This window comes from Streptomyces sp. NPDC004539 (genome assembly GCF_040610055.1).
Lineage (GTDB): Bacteria > Actinomycetota > Actinomycetes > Streptomycetales > Streptomycetaceae > Streptomyces.
On the sequence record NZ_JBEXLS010000002.1, the window covers coordinates 523,890 to 544,429 of the forward strand.

The 20,540-nt window shown below is 71.8% G+C and carries 18 protein-coding genes; 6 read left to right on the forward strand and 12 right to left on the reverse strand.

Annotated features, from left to right (window positions below; translation table 11 throughout):
- Positions 1–156 precede the first annotated feature (156 nt).
- Genes ABZX85_RS05990 through ABZX85_RS06005 form a run of 4 tightly spaced genes read right to left on the reverse strand, consistent with a single transcriptional unit; the run spans position 157 to position 5,042 of the window.
- A complete protein-coding gene (locus ABZX85_RS05990) occupies positions 157–1,302 on the reverse strand; it encodes an XdhC/CoxI family protein (protein WP_355862829.1) in 1,146 nt (381 codons plus the stop codon).
- Position 1,303: 1 nt separating this feature from the next.
- A complete protein-coding gene (locus ABZX85_RS05995) occupies positions 1,304–3,685 on the reverse strand; it encodes a molybdopterin cofactor-binding domain-containing protein (protein ID WP_355862831.1) in 2,382 nt (793 codons plus the stop codon).
- A 2-nt stretch (positions 3,686–3,687) separates the two neighbouring features.
- Complete coding sequence (locus ABZX85_RS06000; RefSeq protein WP_355862833.1) at positions 3,688–4,155, reverse strand: (2Fe-2S)-binding protein; 468 nt, start codon at positions 4,153–4,155, stop codon at positions 3,688–3,690.
- Positions 4,155–5,042 (reverse strand): FAD binding domain-containing protein, encoded by an 888-nt coding sequence (locus ABZX85_RS06005; protein ID WP_355862835.1) that lies wholly within the window; start codon positions 5,040–5,042, stop codon positions 4,155–4,157. The genes ABZX85_RS06000 and ABZX85_RS06005 overlap by 1 nt, the downstream gene beginning before the upstream one ends.
- A 267-nt stretch (positions 5,043–5,309) precedes the next feature.
- Here ABZX85_RS06005 and ABZX85_RS06010 point away from each other — a divergent pair, with 267 nt between their 5' ends.
- The 3 genes from ABZX85_RS06010 to ABZX85_RS06020 all read left to right on the forward strand — a co-directional run bounded on the left by ABZX85_RS06010 (position 5,310) and on the right by ABZX85_RS06020 (position 8,559).
- Complete coding sequence (locus tag ABZX85_RS06010; RefSeq protein WP_355862837.1) at positions 5,310–7,076, forward strand: PucR family transcriptional regulator ligand-binding domain-containing protein; 1,767 nt, start codon at positions 5,310–5,312, stop codon at positions 7,074–7,076.
- Positions 7,077–7,297: 221 nt separating this feature from the next.
- A complete protein-coding gene (locus tag ABZX85_RS06015) occupies positions 7,298–8,071 on the forward strand; it encodes a hypothetical protein (protein ID WP_355862839.1) in 774 nt (257 codons plus the stop codon).
- Positions 8,072–8,088: 17 nt separating this feature from the next.
- The gene (locus ABZX85_RS06020) at positions 8,089–8,559 is read left to right on the forward strand and encodes a DUF5959 family protein (protein WP_355862841.1); all 471 of its coding nucleotides are present in this window, start codon (positions 8,089–8,091) and stop codon (positions 8,557–8,559) included.
- Between the two features lie 15 nt (positions 8,560–8,574).
- On the opposite strand, the gene ABZX85_RS06025 is transcribed toward ABZX85_RS06020, so the two are convergent.
- Both ABZX85_RS06025 and ABZX85_RS06030 read right to left on the reverse strand, forming a co-directional pair.
- Positions 8,575–9,306, reverse strand: a complete 732-nt coding sequence (locus ABZX85_RS06025) for a class I SAM-dependent methyltransferase (RefSeq protein WP_355862843.1) — start codon at positions 9,304–9,306, stop codon at positions 8,575–8,577.
- A 358-nt stretch (positions 9,307–9,664) separates the two neighbouring features.
- On the reverse strand, positions 9,665–10,105 hold the full coding sequence (locus ABZX85_RS06030; RefSeq protein ID WP_355862845.1) for an SRPBCC family protein: 441 nt from the start codon (positions 10,103–10,105) through the stop codon (positions 9,665–9,667).
- A gap of 116 nt (positions 10,106–10,221) precedes the next feature.
- On the opposite strand from ABZX85_RS06030, the gene ABZX85_RS06035 reads away from it, so the two are divergent.
- Positions 10,222–11,232, forward strand: a complete 1,011-nt coding sequence (locus tag ABZX85_RS06035; protein WP_355862847.1) for a DUF2278 family protein — start codon at positions 10,222–10,224, stop codon at positions 11,230–11,232.
- Between the two features lie 10 nt (positions 11,233–11,242).
- Here the strand turns inward: ABZX85_RS06035 and ABZX85_RS06040 are convergent, their stop codons facing one another.
- Complete coding sequence (locus tag ABZX85_RS06040) at positions 11,243–12,691, reverse strand: family 43 glycosylhydrolase (protein WP_355862849.1); 1,449 nt, start codon at positions 12,689–12,691, stop codon at positions 11,243–11,245.
- A 25-nt stretch (positions 12,692–12,716) separates the two neighbouring features.
- The gene (locus ABZX85_RS06045; protein WP_355862851.1) at positions 12,717–14,207 is read right to left on the reverse strand and encodes a family 43 glycosylhydrolase; all 1,491 of its coding nucleotides are present in this window, start codon (positions 14,205–14,207) and stop codon (positions 12,717–12,719) included.
- Between the two features lie 174 nt (positions 14,208–14,381).
- On the opposite strand from ABZX85_RS06045, the gene ABZX85_RS06050 reads away from it, so the two are divergent.
- The gene (locus ABZX85_RS06050; protein WP_355862853.1) at positions 14,382–15,083 is read left to right on the forward strand and encodes an SDR family oxidoreductase; all 702 of its coding nucleotides are present in this window, start codon (positions 14,382–14,384) and stop codon (positions 15,081–15,083) included.
- A gap of 9 nt (positions 15,084–15,092) precedes the next feature.
- Here the strand turns inward: ABZX85_RS06050 and ABZX85_RS06055 are convergent, their stop codons facing one another.
- Complete coding sequence (locus tag ABZX85_RS06055; RefSeq protein WP_355862855.1) at positions 15,093–15,557, reverse strand: helix-turn-helix domain-containing protein; 465 nt, start codon at positions 15,555–15,557, stop codon at positions 15,093–15,095.
- A 65-nt stretch (positions 15,558–15,622) separates the two neighbouring features.
- Between ABZX85_RS06055 and ABZX85_RS06060 the strand changes: the two genes are divergently transcribed.
- Positions 15,623–16,114, forward strand: a complete 492-nt coding sequence (locus tag ABZX85_RS06060; protein WP_355862857.1) for a PaaI family thioesterase — start codon at positions 15,623–15,625, stop codon at positions 16,112–16,114.
- A 40-nt stretch (positions 16,115–16,154) separates the two neighbouring features.
- Here ABZX85_RS06060 and ABZX85_RS06065 read toward each other — a convergent pair whose 3' ends face one another.
- From ABZX85_RS06065 to ABZX85_RS06075, 3 genes are all read right to left on the reverse strand, one after another.
- Positions 16,155–16,811 carry a response regulator transcription factor gene (locus ABZX85_RS06065; protein WP_355862859.1) on the reverse strand — a complete coding sequence of 219 codons (657 nt, stop codon included), beginning with the start codon at positions 16,809–16,811 and terminating at the stop codon, positions 16,155–16,157.
- Entirely contained in the window at positions 16,808–18,109 is a 1,302-nt protein-coding gene (locus ABZX85_RS06070) for a histidine kinase (protein WP_355862861.1), read from the reverse strand. Before ABZX85_RS06070 ends, ABZX85_RS06065 begins: the two co-directional genes overlap by 4 nt.
- A gap of 111 nt (positions 18,110–18,220) precedes the next feature.
- Complete coding sequence (locus ABZX85_RS06075; protein ID WP_355862863.1) at positions 18,221–20,443, reverse strand: MMPL family transporter; 2,223 nt, start codon at positions 20,441–20,443, stop codon at positions 18,221–18,223.
- Positions 20,444–20,540 lie beyond the last annotated feature (97 nt).

Genomic DNA, 20,540 nt, shown 5'->3' on the forward strand with positions numbered 1-20,540 from the left:
GCTGCGCGGCAGGGGCGGGTGGCGCCGTACCCGGGAACGCCCGCCGGGCCGCCTGGTCACGCGGCGACGGCAGGCCGGCCGCCCCAGCGGACGGATCTCCCCACCACCCATGCGGACACACTCACGCCGTCGGCCGACCGGCCCGCCCCCTCCACCTCAGGCCACCGCCCCCAACCGCGCCGGAGGCGGAGGTTCCTCGTGGTGGATCGGGGTGTGTGCTCCCGTGAGGGGCAACCCCGTGCCGCCCCTCCGGTTCGCCGTGATCTCCGCCGCGATCGAGAGGGCCGTCTCCTCGGGTGTGCGGGCGCCGAGGTCGAGGCCGATCGGGGAGCGGAGGCGGGTGAGTTCCAGTTCGGTGACTCCTGATTCGCGCAGGCGGGTCAGGCGGTCGAGGTGGGTCCGGCGGGAGCCCATCGCGCCGATGTAGGCGACGGGGAGCCGCAGGGCCAGCCGAAGCAGCGGGATGTCGAACTTCGCGTCGTGGGTGAGGACGCACAGGACCGTGCGGGCGTCCGTCTCCGTGCGCTCCAGGTACTGGTGCGGCCACTCCACCACCACCTCGTCGGCCTCCGGAAAACGCTCACGGGTCGTGAACACGGGCCGCGCGTCGCACACGGTGACGTGGTAGCCGAGGAACTTCCCGATCCGGACGAGCGCCGAGGCGAAGTCGATCGCCCCGAAGACGATCATCCGGGGCGCCGGCACGGACGACTCGACCAGCAGCTTCACCGGCACGGCACACCGCGCCACCTCCACCGTCCCGGTCCGCCCCGCGTCCAGCAGCGCCCGCACCTCGGCGACGGCCGCCCGGTCGAGCCCGGCATACCGGCCCCCCGCATCACCACCGAGCCCGCCCTCAAGAGACCCCTCGTACGACCCGTCCCCCCGCACCACCACCCCTCTCCCCACCATCCCGGACGGCCCGCTCACCACCCGGGCCAGCGCCAGCGACTCCCCGGCAGCAGCCCCCCGCACCGCCTCCAGCGCGACCCCCCGCCCCGGTGCCACCAGCACATCGATGACACCCCCGCAGGTCAGCCCCACGGCGAACGCGTCGTCGTCGCTGTACCCGAACCGCTCGACGACCGCCTCCCCGCTCGCCAGCGCCTCCCGGCACAGCTCGTACACGGCCCCCTCGACACACCCCCCGGAGACGGACCCGATCGCCGCCCCCTCCGAGTCGACCGCCAGCGCGGCCCCCGGCAGCCGGGGCGCGCTCCCGCTGACGGCGACGACCGTCGCGACGGCGAACTCCCGCCCCTCGTCGACCCAGCGGCTCAGCTCCTCGGCGATGTCGAACATGTCAGGCCGTCCCGGTGAGGTGTTCCGGCCGGACCGGCGTCCGGTTCAGTTCGAGGCCCGTCGCGGCGCGGATCGCGGCCAGTACGGCCGGGGTCGAGGAGAGGGTCGGCGCCTCCCCGACCCCCCGCAGCCCGTACGGCGCGTGCTCGTCGGCGAGTTCGAGGACGTCGACGGGGATCGTGGGCGTGTCGAGGATCGTCGGGATCAGGTAGTCCGTGAAGGAGGGGTTGCGCACCTTCGCGGTCTTCGGATCGACGACGATCTCCTCCATCACGGCGATCCCGAGCCCCTGCGTCGTACCCCCCTGGATCTGCCCGACGACGGACAGCGGGTTCAGCGCCTTGCCGACGTCCTGCGCGCAGGCCAGTTCGATCACCTTGACGAGTCCCAGTTCCGTGTCGACCTCGACGACGGCCCGGTGCGCGGCGAACGTGTACTGGACGTGCCCGTTGCCCTGCCCGGTGCGCAGGTCGAACGGTTCGGTGGGCCGGTGCCGCCACTCCCGCTCCAGCTCGACGACGTCGTCGCCGAGGACGTCCGCCAGATCGGCCAGCACCTCGCCCGCGTCGGTGACGACCTTCCCGCCCTCGAGGAGCAGCTCGGCGTGCGCCCAAGCCGGGTGGTAGGAGCCGAACTTGCGGCGGCCGAGCTCCAACACCCGTTCCCTGACCAGCTCGCAGGCGTTCTTGATGGCGCCGCCGGTGACGTACGTCTGCCGGGAGGCGGACGTCGAACCGGCGCTGCCCACCTTCGTGTCGGCGGGATGGATCGTCACCCGCGAGACACCCAGCTCGGTCCGGGCGATCTGCGCGTGGACGGTCACCCCGCCCTGCCCGACCTCGGCCATCGCGGTGTGGACCGTCGCGACCGCCTCACCGCCGACGACCTCCATACGGACCCGGGCCGTCGAGTAGTCGTCGAACCCTTCCGAGAACCCGACGTTCTTGATGCCGACCGCGTACCCGACCCCCCGCACGACCCCTTCGCCGTGGGTCGTGTTGGACAGGCCGCCCGGCAACTGCCGTACGTCGACGCCCTCGCTGCTCTCCCACTGCCGCTCCGGAGGCATCGGCATCGCCTTGACGCGCCGCAGGAGTTCGGCGACCGGCGCCGGTGAGTCGACGCGCTGTCCGGTGGGCATCACCGTGCCCCGCTCCATCGCGTTGAGCCGCCGGAACTCGACCGGGTCCAGGCCGAGTTCGGCCGCGACCTTGTCCATCTGCGCCTCGTACGCGAAGCACGCCTGCACCGCCCCGAACCCGCGCATCGCCCCGCAGGGCGGGTTGTTGGTGTAGAGGGCGAGCGCCTCGATGTCGACGTCCTCGACGACGTAGGGCCCGACCCCGAGGGAGGCCGCGTTGCCGACGACCGCGGGGCTCGCGGAGGCGTACGCGCCGCCGTCGAGGACGATGCGGCACTTGACGTGCGTCAGCTTGCCGTCACGGGTCGCGCCGTGCTCGTAGAAGAGCCGCGCGGGGTGGCGGTGGACGTGGCCGAAGAAGGACTCGAACCGGTTGTAGACGATCTTCACGGGCTTGCCGGTGCGCAGGGCGAGCAGGCAGGCGTGGATCTGCATCGACAGGTCCTCGCGCCCGCCGAACGCGCCGCCGACGCCCGCGAGGGTCATCCGGACCTTCTCCTCGGGCAGGCCGAGGACGGGGGCCATCTGGCGGAGGTCGGAGTGCAGCCACTGGGTCGCGATGTAGAGGTGGACGCCGCCGTCCTCCTCGGGCACGGCGAGCCCCGACTCGGGGCCGAGGAACGCCTGGTCCTGCATGCCGAAGACGTACTCCCCGGAGACGATCACGTCGGCCCGGCGGGCCGCCTCGGCGGCGTCGCCCCGGACGATCGGCTGCCGGTGCAGCACGTTGGGGTGCGGGGCGTGCGCGAAGTGGTGGTCCGTACGGTTCTCGTGGACGAGCACCGCGTCCGGCGCCGTCGCGGACGACTCGTCGGTGATCACGGGGAGTTCGCGGTAGTCGACGACGATCTTCGCGGCGGCCCGGCGCGCGGTCTCCGGGTGGTCGGCGGCGACGAGGGCGACGGGCTCGCCGTGGTGGCGGACCTTGCCGTGGGCGAGGACGGGGGTGTCCTGGACCTCGAGTCCGTAGTGGCGGACGGCGGTCGGGAGGTCGTCGTACGTCAGGACGGCGTACACGCCCGGAGTCGCGAGCGCTTCGGCGACGTCGATGGAGACGATCTCCGCGTGGGCCACGGGGGAGCGCAGGATCTGGCCCCACAGCATGTCCTCGTGCCACATGTCCGAGGAGTAGGCGAACTCGCCGGTGACCTTGAGGGTGCCGTCCGGGCGGAGGGTGGACTCGCCGATGCCGCCCTTGGTGCGGGTGCCCTGGGTGAGTCCGACGGGGGTCGTGCGGGACATGGTCACTCTCCCTGCCGGGCCGCCGCGAGACGCACGGCGTCCATGATCTTCTCGTAGCCGGTGCAGCGGCACAGGTTCCCGGAGAGCGCCTCGCGGATGTCGGCGTCCGAGGGGCTCGGGTTGTGCTGGAGCATCTCGTCGGCGGCGACCAGCAGACCGGGCGTGCAGAACCCGCACTGGACGGCCCCGGCGTCGATGAACGCCTGCTGGATCGGCGCGAGTTGCCCGTCCTGCGCGAGCCCTTCGACGGTGACGACCTCCCGGCCCTCGACCTGGCCCGCGGCAACGAGGCACGAACAGACGGGAATTCCGTCGAGGCGGACCGTGCAGGACCCGCACTCCCCTTGCTCGCAGGCGTTCTTGGAGCCCGGCAGCCCGAGCCGCTCGCGCAGGACGTACAGCAGGGACTCGCCCTCCCACACCTCGTCGGCCTCCTGCGGACGCCCGTTGACGGTGAAGTTGACGCGCATTACGCGACGCCCCCCTTCCGGTGAGAGGCCCGGTACGACTCCCAGGTCCAGGTCAGTGTGCGGCGGGCGAGGATGCCGACCGCGTGGCGGCGGTAGCTCGCGGTGCCGCGTACGTCGTCGATGGGGTTGCAGGCGGCGGCGCACAGGTCGGCGAACTGCCGCGCGACCGCCGGGGTGACGATCCGGCCGTTGTCCCAGAAACCGTTCTCTTCCAGTTCCGCCGCGAGGAACTCCTCGGCCGTCCTCGCCCGGACGGGGGTCGGGGCGGCGGAGCCGATGCCGGTGCGGACGGTCCGGGTCTCGGGGTGCAGGGCGAGGCCGAAGGCGCAGACCGCGATGACCATCGCGTTGCGGGTGCCGACCTTGGCGTACTGCTGGGGGCCGTCCGCCTTCCTCACGTGCACCGCGCGGATCAGCTCGTCCGGCGCGAGCGCGTTGCGTTTGACGCCCGTGTAGAAGTCGTCGATGGGGATACGGCGGCTGCCGCGCACCGACTCCGCCTCGACCTCGGCGCCCGCCGCGAGCAGCGCCGGATGGGCGTCGCCGGCCGGGGAGGCGGTGCCGAGGTTGCCGCCGACGCCGCCCCGGTTGCGGATCTGCGGGGAGGCGACCGTGTGCGCGGCCAGCGCCAGCCCCGGCAGCTCGGCACGCAGGTTCTCCATGATCCGCGTGTACGGCACGGAGGCGCCGAGCCGGACGGAGTCCTCGCCGACCTCCCACTCGTACAGCTCGCCGATCCGGTTCAGGTCGAGCAGGTGCTCGGGCCGGCGGTGGTCGAAGTTGATCTCGACCATCACGTCGGTACCGCCCGCGATGGGCACAGCGGTGGGGTGCTCGGCCTTCGCGGCGAGCGCCTCCTCCCAGCTGGCGGGGCGAAGGAAGTCCATGACCGGCTCACTCCTACATCGTCCGGATCTTGTCGTGTTCAGATGTTGTTCACGGGGATCACCGCCAGTACACAAGCCGCTGAGCCGACCGGGTCAGTCACCGAATCTCCGAAGGAGTTGGCTGGTCGGGAAGGTCATCTTGTAGATTCGTATGAAGAGAAGTCCTCGGAAACCTCCCTGCCTTCCCACGGAAACACAGGGAAACACAGGGAGCGATTCCCGACCTCCATCGTAGATTTCGAGACACGGAAACGGCGGCGACGAACCATGCGGCTGCGCGCACTGCTGGACACCGACGCGCTGGGCCTGAAGCTGCTCGGCGGCGGTGACGAGCTGGACCGTACGGTCCGCGGGGTGATGACGACCGACCTGCGCGACCCGAGCCGCTATCTCGCGGGCGGCGAACTGGTCCTGTCCGGCCTCGCCTGGCGCCGGGACGCCGCCGACTCCGAGCCGTTCGTCCGGCACCTCGTCCAGGCCGGCGTCGTCGCGCTCGCGGCCGGGACGGCGGAGTTCGGGGAGGTCCCGGAGGATCTCGTCGTGGCCTGCGCGCGGCACCGGCTGCCGCTGTTCGGCGTCGACGAGTCGGTGTCGTTCGCGACGGTCACCGAGCACGTCGTCCGGCAGGTGTCGGGGGAGCGGGCCGGGGATCTCGCGGCGGTCGTGGACCGGCACCGGCGGATGATGACGTCCGGCCCGGCGGGCGGCGGCCCCGACGTCGTCCTCGACCTGCTCGGCTCGGACCTCGACCTGCGGGCCTGGGTCCTGTCCCCGACCGGGCGGCTCGTCTCGGGCTCCAAGGGGACCCCGCTGCCCGCCGAGGTCCGCACCCGGCTCGCCGCCGAGCACCTCGCGGCGGCCCGCACTGGGCGGCGCGGCCTCCAGCGGGTCGCGGTCGGGCCGGTGACGTACTCCCTGTTCCCCGTCCGGGGCGGCGGGCGGGCGGCCCAGGCGCCGCGCGGCATCCGGGAGACGGCCCTGTCGGACTGGCTGCTGGCCGTCGAGGCGGACGCCGGGGACTGGCCCGACGAGCGCATGGACCTCCTGCACGGCGTCACCCAGCTCATCGCCGTCGAACGCGACCGCCGCGATGCCGCCCGCACGGTCCGCCGCCGGCTCGCCCAGGAACTCCTCGAACTCGTCCAGACGGGCGCCGCCCCGCCCGAGATAGCCGCCCGCCTGCGGGTCGCGGCCCCCGTCCTGCTGCCGGGCGTGGGCGCGGCCCCGCACTGGCAGGTGGTGGTGGCCCGGGTGGAGTGGACGGACCCGGGCGCCGGCCGTGGGGAGCGGGCGGAGGACGGGGACGGCGTCGGCGGTGCCCGGGGCGAACGGGAGCCCGGCGCCGTACGCGGCGAGTGGGGCGGCGGTGACGACGAGAGCGGCGAGGTCGCGCGGGCCCTGCTGGAGGAGATCCTCGTCGGCAGGTTCACGGCCGGGGCGGAACCCGCCGAGCGGATCGCCGTCGCGCACACCGGCGAGGAGGCGGTCGCGCTCGTACCGCTGCCCTCGGTGGCCTCCGAGCACGACGGCTCCGAGGCGGGCGTCCTCGCGGAGGCGCTCCTCGACGCCGTGCGCGAACCCCTCGCCGCCGGGCTCGACGGGGACGGGCGGCTCACGCTGGGCGTCAGCGCGGCCGTCCACTCCGCGGAGGGGCTGCGCGGGGCGCTGGAGGAGGCGCGGCACGCCCGCCGGGTCGCGGCGGCCCGGCCGGGGCCCGTCTCGGCGGCCGGGCACCAGGAGCTGGCCTCGCACGTCCTGCTCCTGCCGTTCGTCCCCGACGACGTCCGGCGCGCCTTCACCGCCCGCCTCCTGGACCCGCTGCGCGAGTACGACCGGCGTCATCGCGCCGAACTCGTCCCGACCCTCGAAGCGTTCCTCGCCTGCGACGGCTCCTGGACCCGCTGCGCCTCCCGGCTCCACCTGCACGTCAACACGCTGCGCTACCGGGTGGGCAGGATCGAGCAGTTGACGGGGCGTGACCTCGCGAAGCTGGAGGACAAGCTGGACTTCTTCCTCGCCCTGCGCATGAGTTGACGCGCGTTCGTCGAAGCGGCGCAAGGGATCGGTGAAGTGGCGTGAGGCGCCGGTGAGTTGGCGCCGGGGCGGGAACCCGGCGCCGAGCGGCCGAAACCCCGGCGCACCGAGTTCCCCCGACTTTGTGAAATCCTTCACCCACCCCCTTGGCCCCGTGCCACGATCCATGCTGAGATGCGGCCACCACTCAACAGCTCGATGGCGTGCTCGGGGAGGGCAACGTGGCGCACACCGCCATGTCTGGTTACGGAACGACCCCTGGTGACGATCCCCTCCAGACCGCGGTGTGGCGGCTGCGGTCGCGTGCCTGCTGGGCGGACGCGGCGGCGCTGCTGCCCGCCGACACGGCGGCCGGCTCGCTCCAGCGGGCCGCGCTGCTGGTGGAGCGGTGTCTGTACACGGAGCAGGGGTGGGCCGACGCGGAGGACGCGCTGCGGGTCGCCGAGGCGCTCGCGCACTCCGACGCGGAGCGGGGGGCCGCCGCTTGTGAACGCGGGTACTTGGCGTACTCGTCCACGTTGCACGGGGTGCGGGACCGGACCGACGAGGCGCGGGCCGCGCTCGGCCGGGCCGCCGCGCTGATCCCGCCGGGGGCTGTGCCGAGGGCGCTGCTCGACTTCCGTCGCGGGCTCCTCGCCGAGAACCTCGCGCGTTCACCCCAGTCCGCCCGGGCGGCCTACCACCGGGCCCACACGGCCGCCGCCGAAGCCTCCGACACCCTGCTCCTCTCCTTCACCTGGCGCCACCTCGCGGGCCTAGCCCTCCGAGACGGCGACCTCCCCGAGGCCCGCCACGGCTTCGCCGAGTCCCTCCGCCTGCGCGAGGAACTGGGCTACCTCGTCGGCACCGCCCCCGCGCTCGCCTCCCTGGCGGACGCGGAGGACGAACCGGAGGCGTCCCGCCTCCGCGAGGAGGCGAGGAGGCTGTTCCAGCTGCTGGGGGGTGTTCCTACTTGGCTGGCACGGCAGCTGGGGGTGGTGAAGGACGCGTCGTAGCCGGGAGAGAGACCGCGATGACGAGTTCCGTACCGGTGGATCTGATCCGCCTGGAGGACGCGGAGGGGAACCGCTGCGTCGTGCGTGTCACCGGCCGTTTCCAGCCGGGCGTCCTGACCGGCCACGACATCCTGCGCGCCGACGTGCTGGTGTCCGCGAGTTTCGTGGACGCTCGGCTGGAGGTCTACCTCTCCCCGCACGACCTCGACGACTGGCAGCGGGACCTGTCCGGCATCGCCCCGGGGCGGCAGGCCCGCATCGGAGGCGACCGCGGCCTGAGCCTCACCCTGTACGCGCACGACGACGGCTGGCTGTCGGTGACCGTCCACGATCCCGACCGGCTCACCGCGGACCTGGGCATCCGCCCGGAAGACGACTGGGCCGACAGGCATCAGCAGTATCTGCGGCAGGTGCGGCGGACCTGGCCCAGCGAAGTCGTCAGCACAGGGACGGGGGTCTACGAGTGGAGCCCGGAGCGCGGGCGGTGATCGGAGAGGGGCCCTTCAGCGGGGGTGCTCCGCCGCCCGCTCCTTCCGGAGGACGAAGCACCGCAGCCCGCCCGCCTCAAGGTCGTACCAGGCCCCCTCGGCCCACCCTTCCGTGAACGTCGAGACGTCCTCCGCCGCCAGCCCGATGGCCCGTCGGGCCTCGGGGAGTCGCTCCGCGAGAGGCGTCGTCACGAGCCACACCCCGCCCGGCGCGAGCAACTCCCGCACACGTTCCCCGACGGCCGCCTTGTCCGGCAGGAACGCCAGCACGAGCCGCATGGTGACGAGCCCGAACACCCCACGAGGCAGCGTACGGGCGGGTTCCGTGAAGTCGAGGCGGCGTGCGCTGAGCCGGGGCTCCAGATCTGCGTACCGGTCCCGGACGGCCGCGACGGCGGACTCGGCCCAGTCGACCGCGAGGGTCTCCCAGCCGAGGGAGGCGAGGAGAGCTGCGTACGTCCCGAGACCGCAGCCGACGTCGAGGGCACGGTGGGGGTGGGGGGCGTGGCCGGAGTAGGAGGCGTGGCCAGGGAAGGGCGCGTGGGCGGGACAGGAGGTGTGGCCGGGACAGGGTGCCGCCTCGCTGAGCCGCCGCATCTCCTCCGAACCGGCCTCCCGGAAACCGTTGCCGGAGGCGAAGCGCTCCTCCCATCCGGCGTGCCGGACAGAGGTCTCCTCGTCCACCGCGCTCACCTCCCGGAGCTGCCGCCCCCGCACTCGGCACTTCGCGGCCGGGGTATCGCCCACCGCCCGCACCCCGATCGTGACAGGCCATTCGTCCCCTCCGCAGCAGGGCCACCCATACCCTTCGCGGCGCCTTCCCGCACCCCTCGCCTGTACCGCTCGCAGCGCCCCCACACCCCTGCGACGCCCACTCATCCCCCTGCGGTGCCCGACTGATCTCGCGGGAGCGAGCTCGACCCCTCCCGCGGCTGGCCATACGCGCTCTTCCTGCGACACCTGACGATTGCCCGCCCGCGCCTTCTCCACAGCCCCCGCCCCTGACGATTGCCCGCCCGTGCCCCCCCACAGCCCCCGCCCCCGGCGTCAACCCACCCACGCTCTCCTTCAGCCCCCGCCCACCTCCCCGGCGGCAGCCGCCCCCTCAAACCCCCCGCAGCAACCGATTCACCGCCCTCCCGAACACCCTCCGAGCCACCACCCGCACCGCCGGATCGAGGAAACTCGGCAGAAACCGCATGCGTAGTTCCTCTCGCCAGATCACTCGGGCTCGGCCGCCGGGGCCGGGGTGGACTTCGATTTCGGCCCAGCCGAGGACGACGCGGCCGAGTTTTTCGAGGCGGCAGAGGCCGGGGGTGGTGTGGGAAGGGGGCTGCCAGACCGTTACTTCCATGCGGTCGTCGAATGCGAGGGGGCCGACGCCGGTGCGGGCGACGAAGACCGTGCCCTCGCCGGTGGGCGCGGGTGTTCGGACGGTCACCCGGGTGACCGGGACGACATCGCCGTGCCGATGCCACGCGGTGAGCCGGCTCCACGCCTCCTCCGGCGAGAGCGGGACCGTACGGACGAGTTCGAAGGTGACCACGCGCCGATCGTAGGGCGACCACGGTGTCCGGGTAACCCGGTGATCAAGGACGCCATACCTCTACCATCACCGCAGAGACGGGCAATCCGCCCGCCCCTCGGGGGAGTTGATCACTCATGCCGTTGAAGACCTATGGCGTCCTGATCGCCCGTGCGGTGGACACCCGCCGCGAAGGCGGCACGGACAGCCCCCACTACCAGATCCACCTCGCGGACGAGTCCGGCACGCACTACCGCGTCTCCGTGAACGTCCTCTCCCAGGAGCGCCCCTCGGAGCTCCTCTACCTGGTGGACGACGATTTCACGCACCCGGTCACCACCCGCCTCACCGGCCTGACCGCCGGCTGGACCAAGCTCCCGGCGGGCCCCGGCGGCCCGAACCTGGACTTCGTCCGGGGCAACCTCTTCGACCCGGCGGACCTCCGCACCCTCCCGCCGGACGTGAGCGGCCCCGACAACGACCTCGCCGACCTCCTCGACCACTACGTGAGCCGGGCGATCGACACCGAGGGCGCCCGCCTGCACGTCTTCGGCGAACGCTGGGGCCCGGAGACCGGCGTCAAGGACAAGGTGTTCGGCTTCCTGCCGGGCAACGGCGTCCACGACATCCACATGAACCAGGGCAACAGCAAACGCTTCCAGAAGGACGACGGCGTCTGGCAGGACGGCGGCCTCCTCATCCACTTCCCCGCCGAGAACCGCTGGATCGCGATCTTCCTCGCGTTCCAGAGCCAGGCATGGCACACGGACGACGTGACGGGCCACGTCCTCAAGGACACCGACGGCACCCGCCCCAAGCCCGACAGCCGGCCGGTCCGGATCGTCGCCGCCCTCGTCAACCCGCGCGGCCCGGCCCCCGAACCCGAGCAGGTCACCCTCCTCAACGCCTCCCCGGACCCCCTCGACCTCACCGGCTGGCGCCTGGTGGACCGCGTCGGCAACACCACCCCCGTCCCGCGGGGCGAGCTGGCGGCGGGCGCCACCCTGCCGGTTCCCCTGCAAGGCGGCGCCCAACTCCCCAACACCGGCGGCGAGATCACCCTCCTGGACACCAAGGGCCTGAAGGTGCACGGCGTTTCGTACACCTCGGCACAGGCGGATCAGGAGGGCTGGACCGTCACTTTCTGACGACACCCGCTCACTGGCGGTAGAACGTCGCGTCGGCCCGGTCCGTCGCCGTGCTCAACGCCTGCACGTACAACAGGTAGTTGTAGTGCCGGACATACCGGCCGGGCGTGCCGTACGACTCGTACGACACCCCGGCCGAGTCCGCCAGCCCGGCCCGGCCGTAGAACGTCGCGTCGGACGCGAACGCGGCCGTCCCGTCGTTCTTCTCCACCCGCACCTCGAACGCGCTGTTCGAACGCAGGTAGTAGCCGGGGAAGTTGGCCGACTCCAGCGACACCGTCCCGCTGCCCGCGAGCCCGGTGACGATCCGGAACTGCGAGTCGGCGAGTGGCGACACGTTCGCGTCGACGCGGGCCCGGTAGTCGTAGTGGCGGACGAACCGGTCCGGGAAGTTGTACGAGGACAGGCGCTGCGGGGTGACCCCGTCGGCGACCGGGATGCCGAAGTCGGGGGTGCCGTCGGCCTTCCAGTACACCTTCTGCACGCGGGTGCGGCGGTTCGGGTCGTTCAGCGGGTCACCGGTGATGTCCTTGTAGCTGCGGTCGTGGTAGACGATGATGTCCGACTTGCCGTCCTCGGAGACGGTGAACGAGTTGTGGCCGGGCCCGTACTGCGAGGTCGCGGCGCTGCTCTGGAAGACCGGGGTCGAACTCTTCGTCCAGGACGCCGGGTTGGTGAGGTCGGCCGTCGCGGACGCGGTCAGCATGCCCAGGCAGTAGTTGGCGTCGGTCGCGCTCGCCGAGTACGTCATGAACACCTTGTCGCCGTGCTGGATCAGCGCCGGACCCTCGTTGACCTTGTACCCGATGGTCTCCCACGACAGCGTCGGCTGCGACAGCTCGGCCGGAGTCCCCTGGATCGTCCAGGGGTTGGCCATCTTCGCGATGAACAGGCTGGTGTTGTTGTCCTCGGCGGGGTTGCGCTGCGCCCACGCGAGGTAGCGCACGCCGTTCACGACGAACGTGGTCGCGTCCAGGGAGAACGTCTCCCAGGTGGTCGTGATCTGGCCCTTCTCGGTCCAGGTCGCGGTCAGCGGGTTCGCGCCGGTGCCCTCCAGGACGTACATCCGGATCGCCCAGACGTCATTGGTGGCCCCGGCCGCGAAGTACACGTACCACTTGCCGTCGATGAAGTGGATCTCCGGCGCCCAGATGTGCGCGCCCATCACGCCGCTCGTGTGCTTGGTCCAGATGGTGACCTCCGGGGCCGTGGACAGGCCCTGGATGGTCGTCGCCCGGCGCAGCACGATCTTGTCGTAGGCGGGGACCGTCGCGGTGAAGTAGTAGTAGCCGTCGGTGTGTTTGAAGATGTGCGGGTCGGCCCGCTGTTCGGCGATCGGGTTGGTGTAGGTCACGGCGGGCGACTCCGGTACGGCGGCCTGGGCGGGCGTCAGGCCGGCGAACACGCCTGCCAGGGCGAGGAGTACGGCCGTCAGCAGCCGTACGGCGTTACGTCTCAAGGGAGTTCTCCAAAAAAAGGGGGAGTCAGGAGGAGGGCACGAGGCGCCACTGCTGGCAGGTGTTGTTCAGCCACGTCCACTGCCGGACGTCCGTCCCGTCGGCGGTCCCGCAGTCGGCGACGTCCGCGACCTTGCCGCTGTTCTCGTTGACGATCCGCACGTAGTCCCCGGTGGCGGTGAACACCAGCCGGGAGCGCTGGCACCGGTTGTTGAGCCACGACCACTGGCGCAGGTCCGCGCCGTCGGCCGTCGAGCAGTCGGCGGTGTCCAGGACCTTGCCGCTCGCCACGTTCACCAGCCGGCTGGTGTCGTCGCCGAGGTCCTCGACGCGCCACTTCTGGTTGGCCCCGCCGGTGCACGTCCACTGCTGGACGTTGGCCCCGTCGGCGCTCGAACTCCCGCTGAGGTCCAGGCACTTGCCGCTGTTGCGGTTGACGAGCGTGTACGCGGTGGGGGTGGCGGCCGTCTCGCCGGACGGGCCGGGGAGGGTCGTGCCGAGGGCGACGGGGGTGCCGAAGTCCGGGGTGCCGTCGGCGTTCCAGGTGAACTTCTGGGCGCGGGTGGTGCGGCCGTTGCCGCAGCCGCCGGAGGCCGAGGAGTTGGCGTGGTAGACGATCCAGTTCTCGGTGCCGTCCGGCGAGCTGAAGAAGCCGTTGTGACCGGGGCCGTAGACACCGTTCGCGTCACTGCGCTGGAAGACCGGCGTCTGCTTCTTCGTCCACGACGAGGCGCTCAGCGGGTCGGAGCCGGTCAGCTCCAGCTGGCCGAGTTTGTAGTCGGCGGTCTGGCAGTAGCTCGCGGAGAACGTGAGGAACGTCCGCCCGTTGTGGTAAAGCGGCTCGGGCGCCTCGTTGACCGGGGCGCCGGACGTCTCCCAGCTCAGCGTGGGGCTGGAGATGATGCTGAACGTGCTGCTGGCCAGGGTGTACGGGTTGGTCATCGGCGCGATGACGAGGCTCTGCGTACTGCCGTTGCTGAAACCGCTTCCTACGAGGTACAGCTTCCCGCCGGCCTGGAGCACGGTCGCGTCGATCAGCCAGCCGCCCGGCGTGAGGTTCGAGCCGGTGAGCGTGTTCTTGTACGTGTAGGGGCCCAGCGGATCGGTGCCGGAGCTCTCCAGGACGTGCGTGCGCTGCGAGTCGCAGCAGGCGACGCCGCTCTGTCCCGCCGAGTAGTACAGGTACCACTTGCCGTTCAGGAAGTGCAGCTCGGGGGCCCAGATGTTGGTGTTGCGGGTCGACGTGGTGTCCGACCAGACCTGGATGTTCGGCGCGGTCGCGAGGCCCGCGAGGGTCGGCGACTTCCGGATGCCGAGGATGCCGGTGAACGTCGTGGTCACCAGGTAGTAGTTGCCGTCGTAGTACTCCAGCCAGGGGTCGGCGCCCTTCGACGACTTGAGCGGGTTGGTGTACGGGCGGCCGTCGGCCGCGGACACCGGCTGGGCGGTGGTGAACAGCAGGCCGAGCAACGCGAGCACGCAGACCAGAAGATTCCGGCCGCGATACATCCGAGGCATACAGACCGTCCCTTGTCCGTAATTTCGAACACAGTTCGTAACTTCGGCCAGAACTTAAAGGTGCGGCATGGTCGCGTCAATGAGCTGGACAACGGAAACCGGTCGGTTTATGGTGAGGGAGTTGTGCGGAAACCGATCGGTTTCCCTCCTGTTCCCGCTGCTCTGGAGACCCCCGTGACCACCCTGAAGAACTCCGTCGTCCTCGTCACCGGCGGCAACCGAGGCATCGGAAAAGCCCTGGTGGAGGAGGCGTACGCACGCGGCGCGGCCAAGGTCTACGCCGCCGCCCGCGACCCCCGCACCGTCACCCACCCGGACGCCGTCCCGCTCGCCCTCGACGTCACCGACCCGGCCTCGGTGGCCGCCGCCGCGCAGGCCGCCCAGGACGTCACGGTCCTCGTCAACAACGCGGGCATCGCGGTCGGCGCGAGCGTCCTCGACGGCCCGCTGGACGACATCCGCCGCGAGTTCGAGGTCAACTTCTACGGCCCGCTGCACACCGCCCGCGCCTTCGTCCCCGTCATCGAACGCAACGGCGGCGGCCATGTCCTGAACGTCCACTCGGTCCTGTCCTGGCTCGCCGAGGGCACCACCTACAGCGCCTCCAAGGCCGCCGCCTGGTCCCAGACCAACAGCCTGCGCCTCGCCCTGCGCCCGCGCGGCATCCAGGTCACCGGACTGCACATGGGCTACGTCGACACCGACATGACCGACGGCCTCGACGTCCCCAAGGCCACCCCCAAGGACATCGTCACCGCCGCCTTCGACGGCGTCGAGTCCGACGCGTACGAGGTCCTCGCCGACGACACCACCCGCTGGGCCAAGAGCGCGCTCGCCGGTGAAGTCGCGGAGATGTACGCCCAGTTCGGCCTCTGACCCCCTCGCCTAACGGGCTCGCGCTCCCGGCCCCGGTCTGGCGCTCACCTCCCGGGGTCCCAGCTCCCCGTGGCCGTCCGCGCACTCCACCGCCACCCGGACCTCGCCTCCGCAGTCCTTGTGCCGTAGGTCCAGCACGGGGCCCGGCTCCTCGCCGGCGTAGGTGTCGCCCCACTGGCGGAGGGCGATCAGGACCGGCCACAGGTCCCAGCCCTTGCGGGTGAGGCGGTATTCGAGGCGGGTCCGGGCGCCCGGCTCCTGGTAGGTCTCGGTGCGCAGAATGCCGCTGTCGAGGAGCTTGCGCAGGCGGGTGCTGAGGACGGCCTCGGAGACGCCCAGGTGGCGGCGGAACTCGTCGAAGCGGCGGACGCCGTTCGCGGCGTCGCGCAGGATCAGGAAGGTCCACTTCTCGCCGACGACGTCCAGGGTCCGCTGTACCGGACACAGCTCGGTGTCCACGTCAAGCCACTCCATGAGGCCACTCTAGCGAGCTGGCTTCGTCATTGACAGTCAGCTGAGCGGCTGGCTACCGTCGCCGCATGGAACGCACCAGGACGTACGAATGGGGAGACCCGGCGGTCACGGCGGCAGCCGTCGGGCAGGGCAGCGGACTGGACTTCCTGAGGGAGATCCAGGCGGGCAACCTCCCCGCGCCCCCGATCACCGCGACCCTGGACTTCACGCTCGACGAGGTGGAGAAGGGGAGGGCCGTCTTCTCGATCGTCCCCGGCGAGCAGCACTACAACCCGATCGGCAGCGTGCACGGCGGTGTGTACGCGACCCTCCTGGACTCGGCGGCGGGCTGCGCGGTCCAGTCGGTGCTGCCCCCGGAGACCGGGTACACCTCCCTCGACCTGACCGTGAAGTTCCTGCGCCGGATCACCGCCGAGACGGGCCGCGTCCGGGCGGTCGGCACCGTCCTGCACGCCGGGCGCACCACGGCCCTCGCGGAGGCGGTCCTCCTGGACGACGCGGACCGTAAACTCGCCCACGCCACGAGCAGTTGCCTGATCTTCCCGGTCACCGCCTGAGCGGACGCCCGGCAAGCCCGGCGCCGTACACGAACGCCACTCACGCCGGCCGCACCAACCCCGCGTCGTAGGCGAAGATCACCGCCTGCACCCGGTCCCGCGCCCCGATCTTCGCCATCACCCGGCTGACATGGGACTTCACGGTCGACTCGGCGAGATACAGACGCTCCGCGATCTCCCCGTTGGTCCAGCCGGAGGCGACGGCGACCAGCACCTCCCGCTCGCGTTCGGTGAGTTCGCCTAGGCGGCCGTCCGAACCGGACTCCCGCCCCGGCATCCGCGTGGTGAACGCGTCGATCAGCTTCCGGGTCAGGCCGGGCGAGATGACGGAGTCCCCGGCGGCGACCGCCCGGATGCCGACGACCAGCTCCTCGGGGCGCACGTCCTTGAGGAAGAAGCCGCTGGCGCCGGCGCGCAACGCGTCGTACGCGTACTCGTCGAGATCGAACGTCGTCAGGACGAGGACCCGGGAGCGGCCCCCGGACTGGACGATGCGGCGGGTCGCCTCGATGCCGTCCATACCGGGCATGCGGACGTCCATCAGGACGACGTCCGGGCGGAGTTCGGCGGCCAGCCGGACCGCCTCGCCGCCGCCGGACGCCTCCCCGGCGACGGTCAGATCGGGCTGCGCCTCCAGCAGCATGCGGAAACCGAGCCGTTGGAGAGCCTGGTCGTCGACGATCAGTACGGTGGTCATGAGTGGCGGTTCTCCGAGTGATCCGAGTGGTCAGAGTGGTCCGAGTGGGTGGTCGGGGTGAGCCGGGCCCGGACGGTCCAGCCGCCCCGGGAGTTGGGGCCCGAGGCGACCTCCCCCTGGTAGAGGGCGGCGCGTTCCCGCATCCCGACGAGCCCCCGCCCGCCGTGCGAGCGCGGGGCGTCCGCGACGGCCGGCCCGCTGTCCTCGACGGTGATCCGCACCGCCTCCTCGTCGGCGACGACGGCGACGGACACGGCGGTGTCGGCGGCGGCGTGCTTGAGCGTGTTCGTGAGCGCCTCCTGGACGATCCGGTAGACGGCGAGCTGCAACCCCGGTGACAGCGCGCCCAGTTCACCCTCGGTACGCAGCTCGGCGGCCGGCCCGGCGGCCCGGACCCGGTCCAGCAACGCGTAGAGATCGCTTGCCCCCGGTTGCGGCGCGAGCGGCGCCTGACCGCGCGGCGCTCCCTCCGCGTCGATCACGGCCAGCAGCCGCCGCAGCTCACCGAGCGCGTCCCGCCCGCTCTCCCCGATGATCCGCAGCGTGTCCGCGCCCCGCTCCGGCCTGGTCGCGGCGAGCGCGGCGGCCCCGTCGGCGAGCCCGACGATCACGGCGAGGGTGTGGCCGAGGATGTCGTGCATCTCGCGCGAGACCCGGGCCCGCTCCTGCGCGGCGGCGAGCTGGCTCTGCTGGTCGCGGTCCTTCTCCAGCGCGGCGATCACGGTGTTGACCAGCCGCCCGGCCAGCCCCAGCCCCGCGAACGCCGCCATGGCCGCCATCGCCAGCAACGTCACCACCTCCGGCCGCGTCACGTGCTTCAGCTGGCCGCCGGTCCAGAACACGGCCGACCAGACCATGAGCTGGACCGTCGTCACGCCCACCGCGACCGCCAACTGCCGTGGCGTACCGTGCCGTCCGACGTTGTACAGGGCCACCGCCCGCGCGGCGTCCGCCCCGTTGAACACCACGAGCGCCTGCGTCAGCGCCGACACCCCCGTGGTGAACGCGAACACCGTCATCGGCCGCCGCTCCCGCCACAGCAACGGCAGAGCAAACGCTGTCATCAGCAGCAGATGCACCCACACGCCCGCGTCGTTCGCCGGGTTCAGCAGCGACGGCAGCCCCAGCAGCGCGCACAGCACCGGCACCCCGGCCCGCCGCACCCAGGGGTGCGCCCGGTCGGCCAGCCGCCAGCCCGAGAGGCGGTAGATGATCGACACGATCACCTTCTGGTCCGGGTCGCAGGCCAGCTCCTGGGGAAGCCGGGTCCGCTCCCGGAAGAGGGACGGAACGGTCATGCGAGAACGCCCTTCACCGGGGACGACCGCCCGCCGGCCCAGGGGGGAGAGGCTGGCGGACGGAGCGGGGAGTGCCGTACGACTCTACGGCCGGGCCGGCGTCGTACCTGGTCAGCCCTGCCGGGCGGAGACCGGCTCGGTCGGCTCGGGGCGCTCCGGATGCTCGCGCTCGGCGAGGGCGTGGCGGAGTTTCTCGCCCTCGACGTCGACGTTCGGCATGGCGCGGTCGAGCCACTTCGGCAGCGCCCACGCCTTGCGGCCGACGAGCGCCATGACCGCCGGGACGATCGTCATGCGGACGACGAACGCGTCGAACAGGACGGCGGAGGCGAGCCCGAGGCCGATGGACTTCACGAGCGCGACGTCGTCGAGGAGGAACCCGGCGAACACGGAGATCATGATGATCGCGGCGGCCGTCACCACCCGCGCCCCGTGCCGGAACCCGGAGACGATCGCCTCCACCGGCTGCGCGCCGTGCACGTACTCCTCCCGCATCCGGGTCACGAGGAACACCTCGTAGTCCATCGCGAGGCCGAAGACCACGCCGATCAGCAGGATCGGCAGGACGCTCACGATCGGCGCGGTCTGGTCGATGCCGAACAGGTCCTTCAGCCAGCCCCACTGGAAGACCGCGACCAGCACACCGAGCGTGGCGGCGACGCTGAGCAGGAAGCCGAGCGCGGCCTTCAGCGGGACCAGGATCGAGCGGAACACCAGCAGCAGGAGGATCAGCGCGAGGCCGACGACGATCGCGAGGTAGGGGACCATCGCGTCGCCCAGCTTCTGCGAGACGTCGATGTTCACGGCCGTCGTGCCGGTCACCATCAGGTCCGCGCCGGTCTCCGACTTCAGCTGCGCGCTGTGCCCGCGGATCTCCCCGACCAGGTCCTTCGTCGCCTCGCCGGTCGGTGAGGACTTCGGGATCGCGCCGATCAGGGCGACGTCGCCGGAGGCGTTGAAGGCGGCGGGCCGTACGGTCGCGACGTCGTCGAGGCCCTTCAGCATGCTGTAAGCGTTTTCCGCCGCTTTCTGCGGGTCGCCGCTGTCGCGCGCGTCCACGACGACGGTCAGCGGCCCGTTGAAGCCGGGGCCGAAGCCCTTGCTCAGCGTGTCGTACGCGATCCGCTGGGTGGAGCCCGGCGAGGCCATGCTGTCGTCGGGCAGCGTGAGACGCAGATCCGCCGCCGGAATGGCCAGCACACCGAGCCCGAGGACCGAGACGACCAGCATCTTCACCGGGTTGCGGGTGACGAACCGCCCCCAGCGCACCCCCATCGGCTCCCGCTCGCCGCGCTCCTCCGCCTTGTGCCGCTTACTGGTCAGGTTCCCCTTCATGATCCGCATCCCGGCGAAGCCGAGCGCGGCGGGCAGCAGGGTCAGGGCGATGACGACGGCGACGGCGACGGCGAACGCGGCGGCGAGGCCCATCGTGGTGAGCATCTTGATGCCGATGACGCTCAGCCCGGCCAGCGCGATGATCACGGTCAGCCCGGCGAAGACGACCGCCGAACCGGCCGTCCCCAGCGCCCGCCCGGCCGCCTCCTGAGGCTCGTGCCCCTCCCGGATCTCGCTGCGGTACCGGGACACGATGAACAGCGCGTAGTCGATCGCGACCGCGAGGCCCAGCATCAGCGCGAGCGTCGACGACGCCGACGCCATGTCCGCGAACGAGGTCGCGACCGTGATGCACAGGATCGCCACCCCGACCCCGAACAGGGCCGTCAGCAGCGGGAGTCCGGCCGCCAGCATCGAACCGAACGTGATGACGAGCGCGACCGCCGCGACCGCCAGACCGATCAACTCGGCCGCGCTGCCACCCGACTTGTCCTGGACGGCGGTCCCGCCCAGGCTGACCGTGAGCCCGGCCTTCTTCCCCTCGGCGGCCACGTCGTGCAGCACGTCGGTGGCGGACTCCGGCAGATCCGCCTTGGCCTCCTTGTACGTCACCTGCGCGTAGGCGATCGTGCCGTCCTTGCTGACCAGCCCGCCCGTGAACGGCTCGGTGACGCTCGCGACGTGCGGCGCCTTCTTCAACTCGGCCGTGAGGGAGGTGATCTCGGCCTTGTTGGCGGCCGACGTCAGCTGCTGGCCGGCGGGCGCCTCGAAGACGACCCGCGCGGTCGCGCCGGACGCGGACGCCTGCGGGAACTCCTTGCCGAGCAGGTCGATCGCCGACTGCGACTGGGTGCCCGGCAGCGTGAAGTCGTCCGTCGTCTCGCCGGAGGCGGTCGCGGCGCCGATCCCCACGGCGGCCAGGACGACGATCCACGCCATCAGGAACAACCGTCGTCGCCGGAACGCCAGCCGGCCCAGACGGTAGAGGAACGTGGCCACGGAAGTACTCCCACCAGGAGAAGGAACGGGACGCGGGGAGGGCCGGGATTCGGCACCGGCCCCGCGACTCACGCTAGGAGCGGGGTGGGGCGCGGGG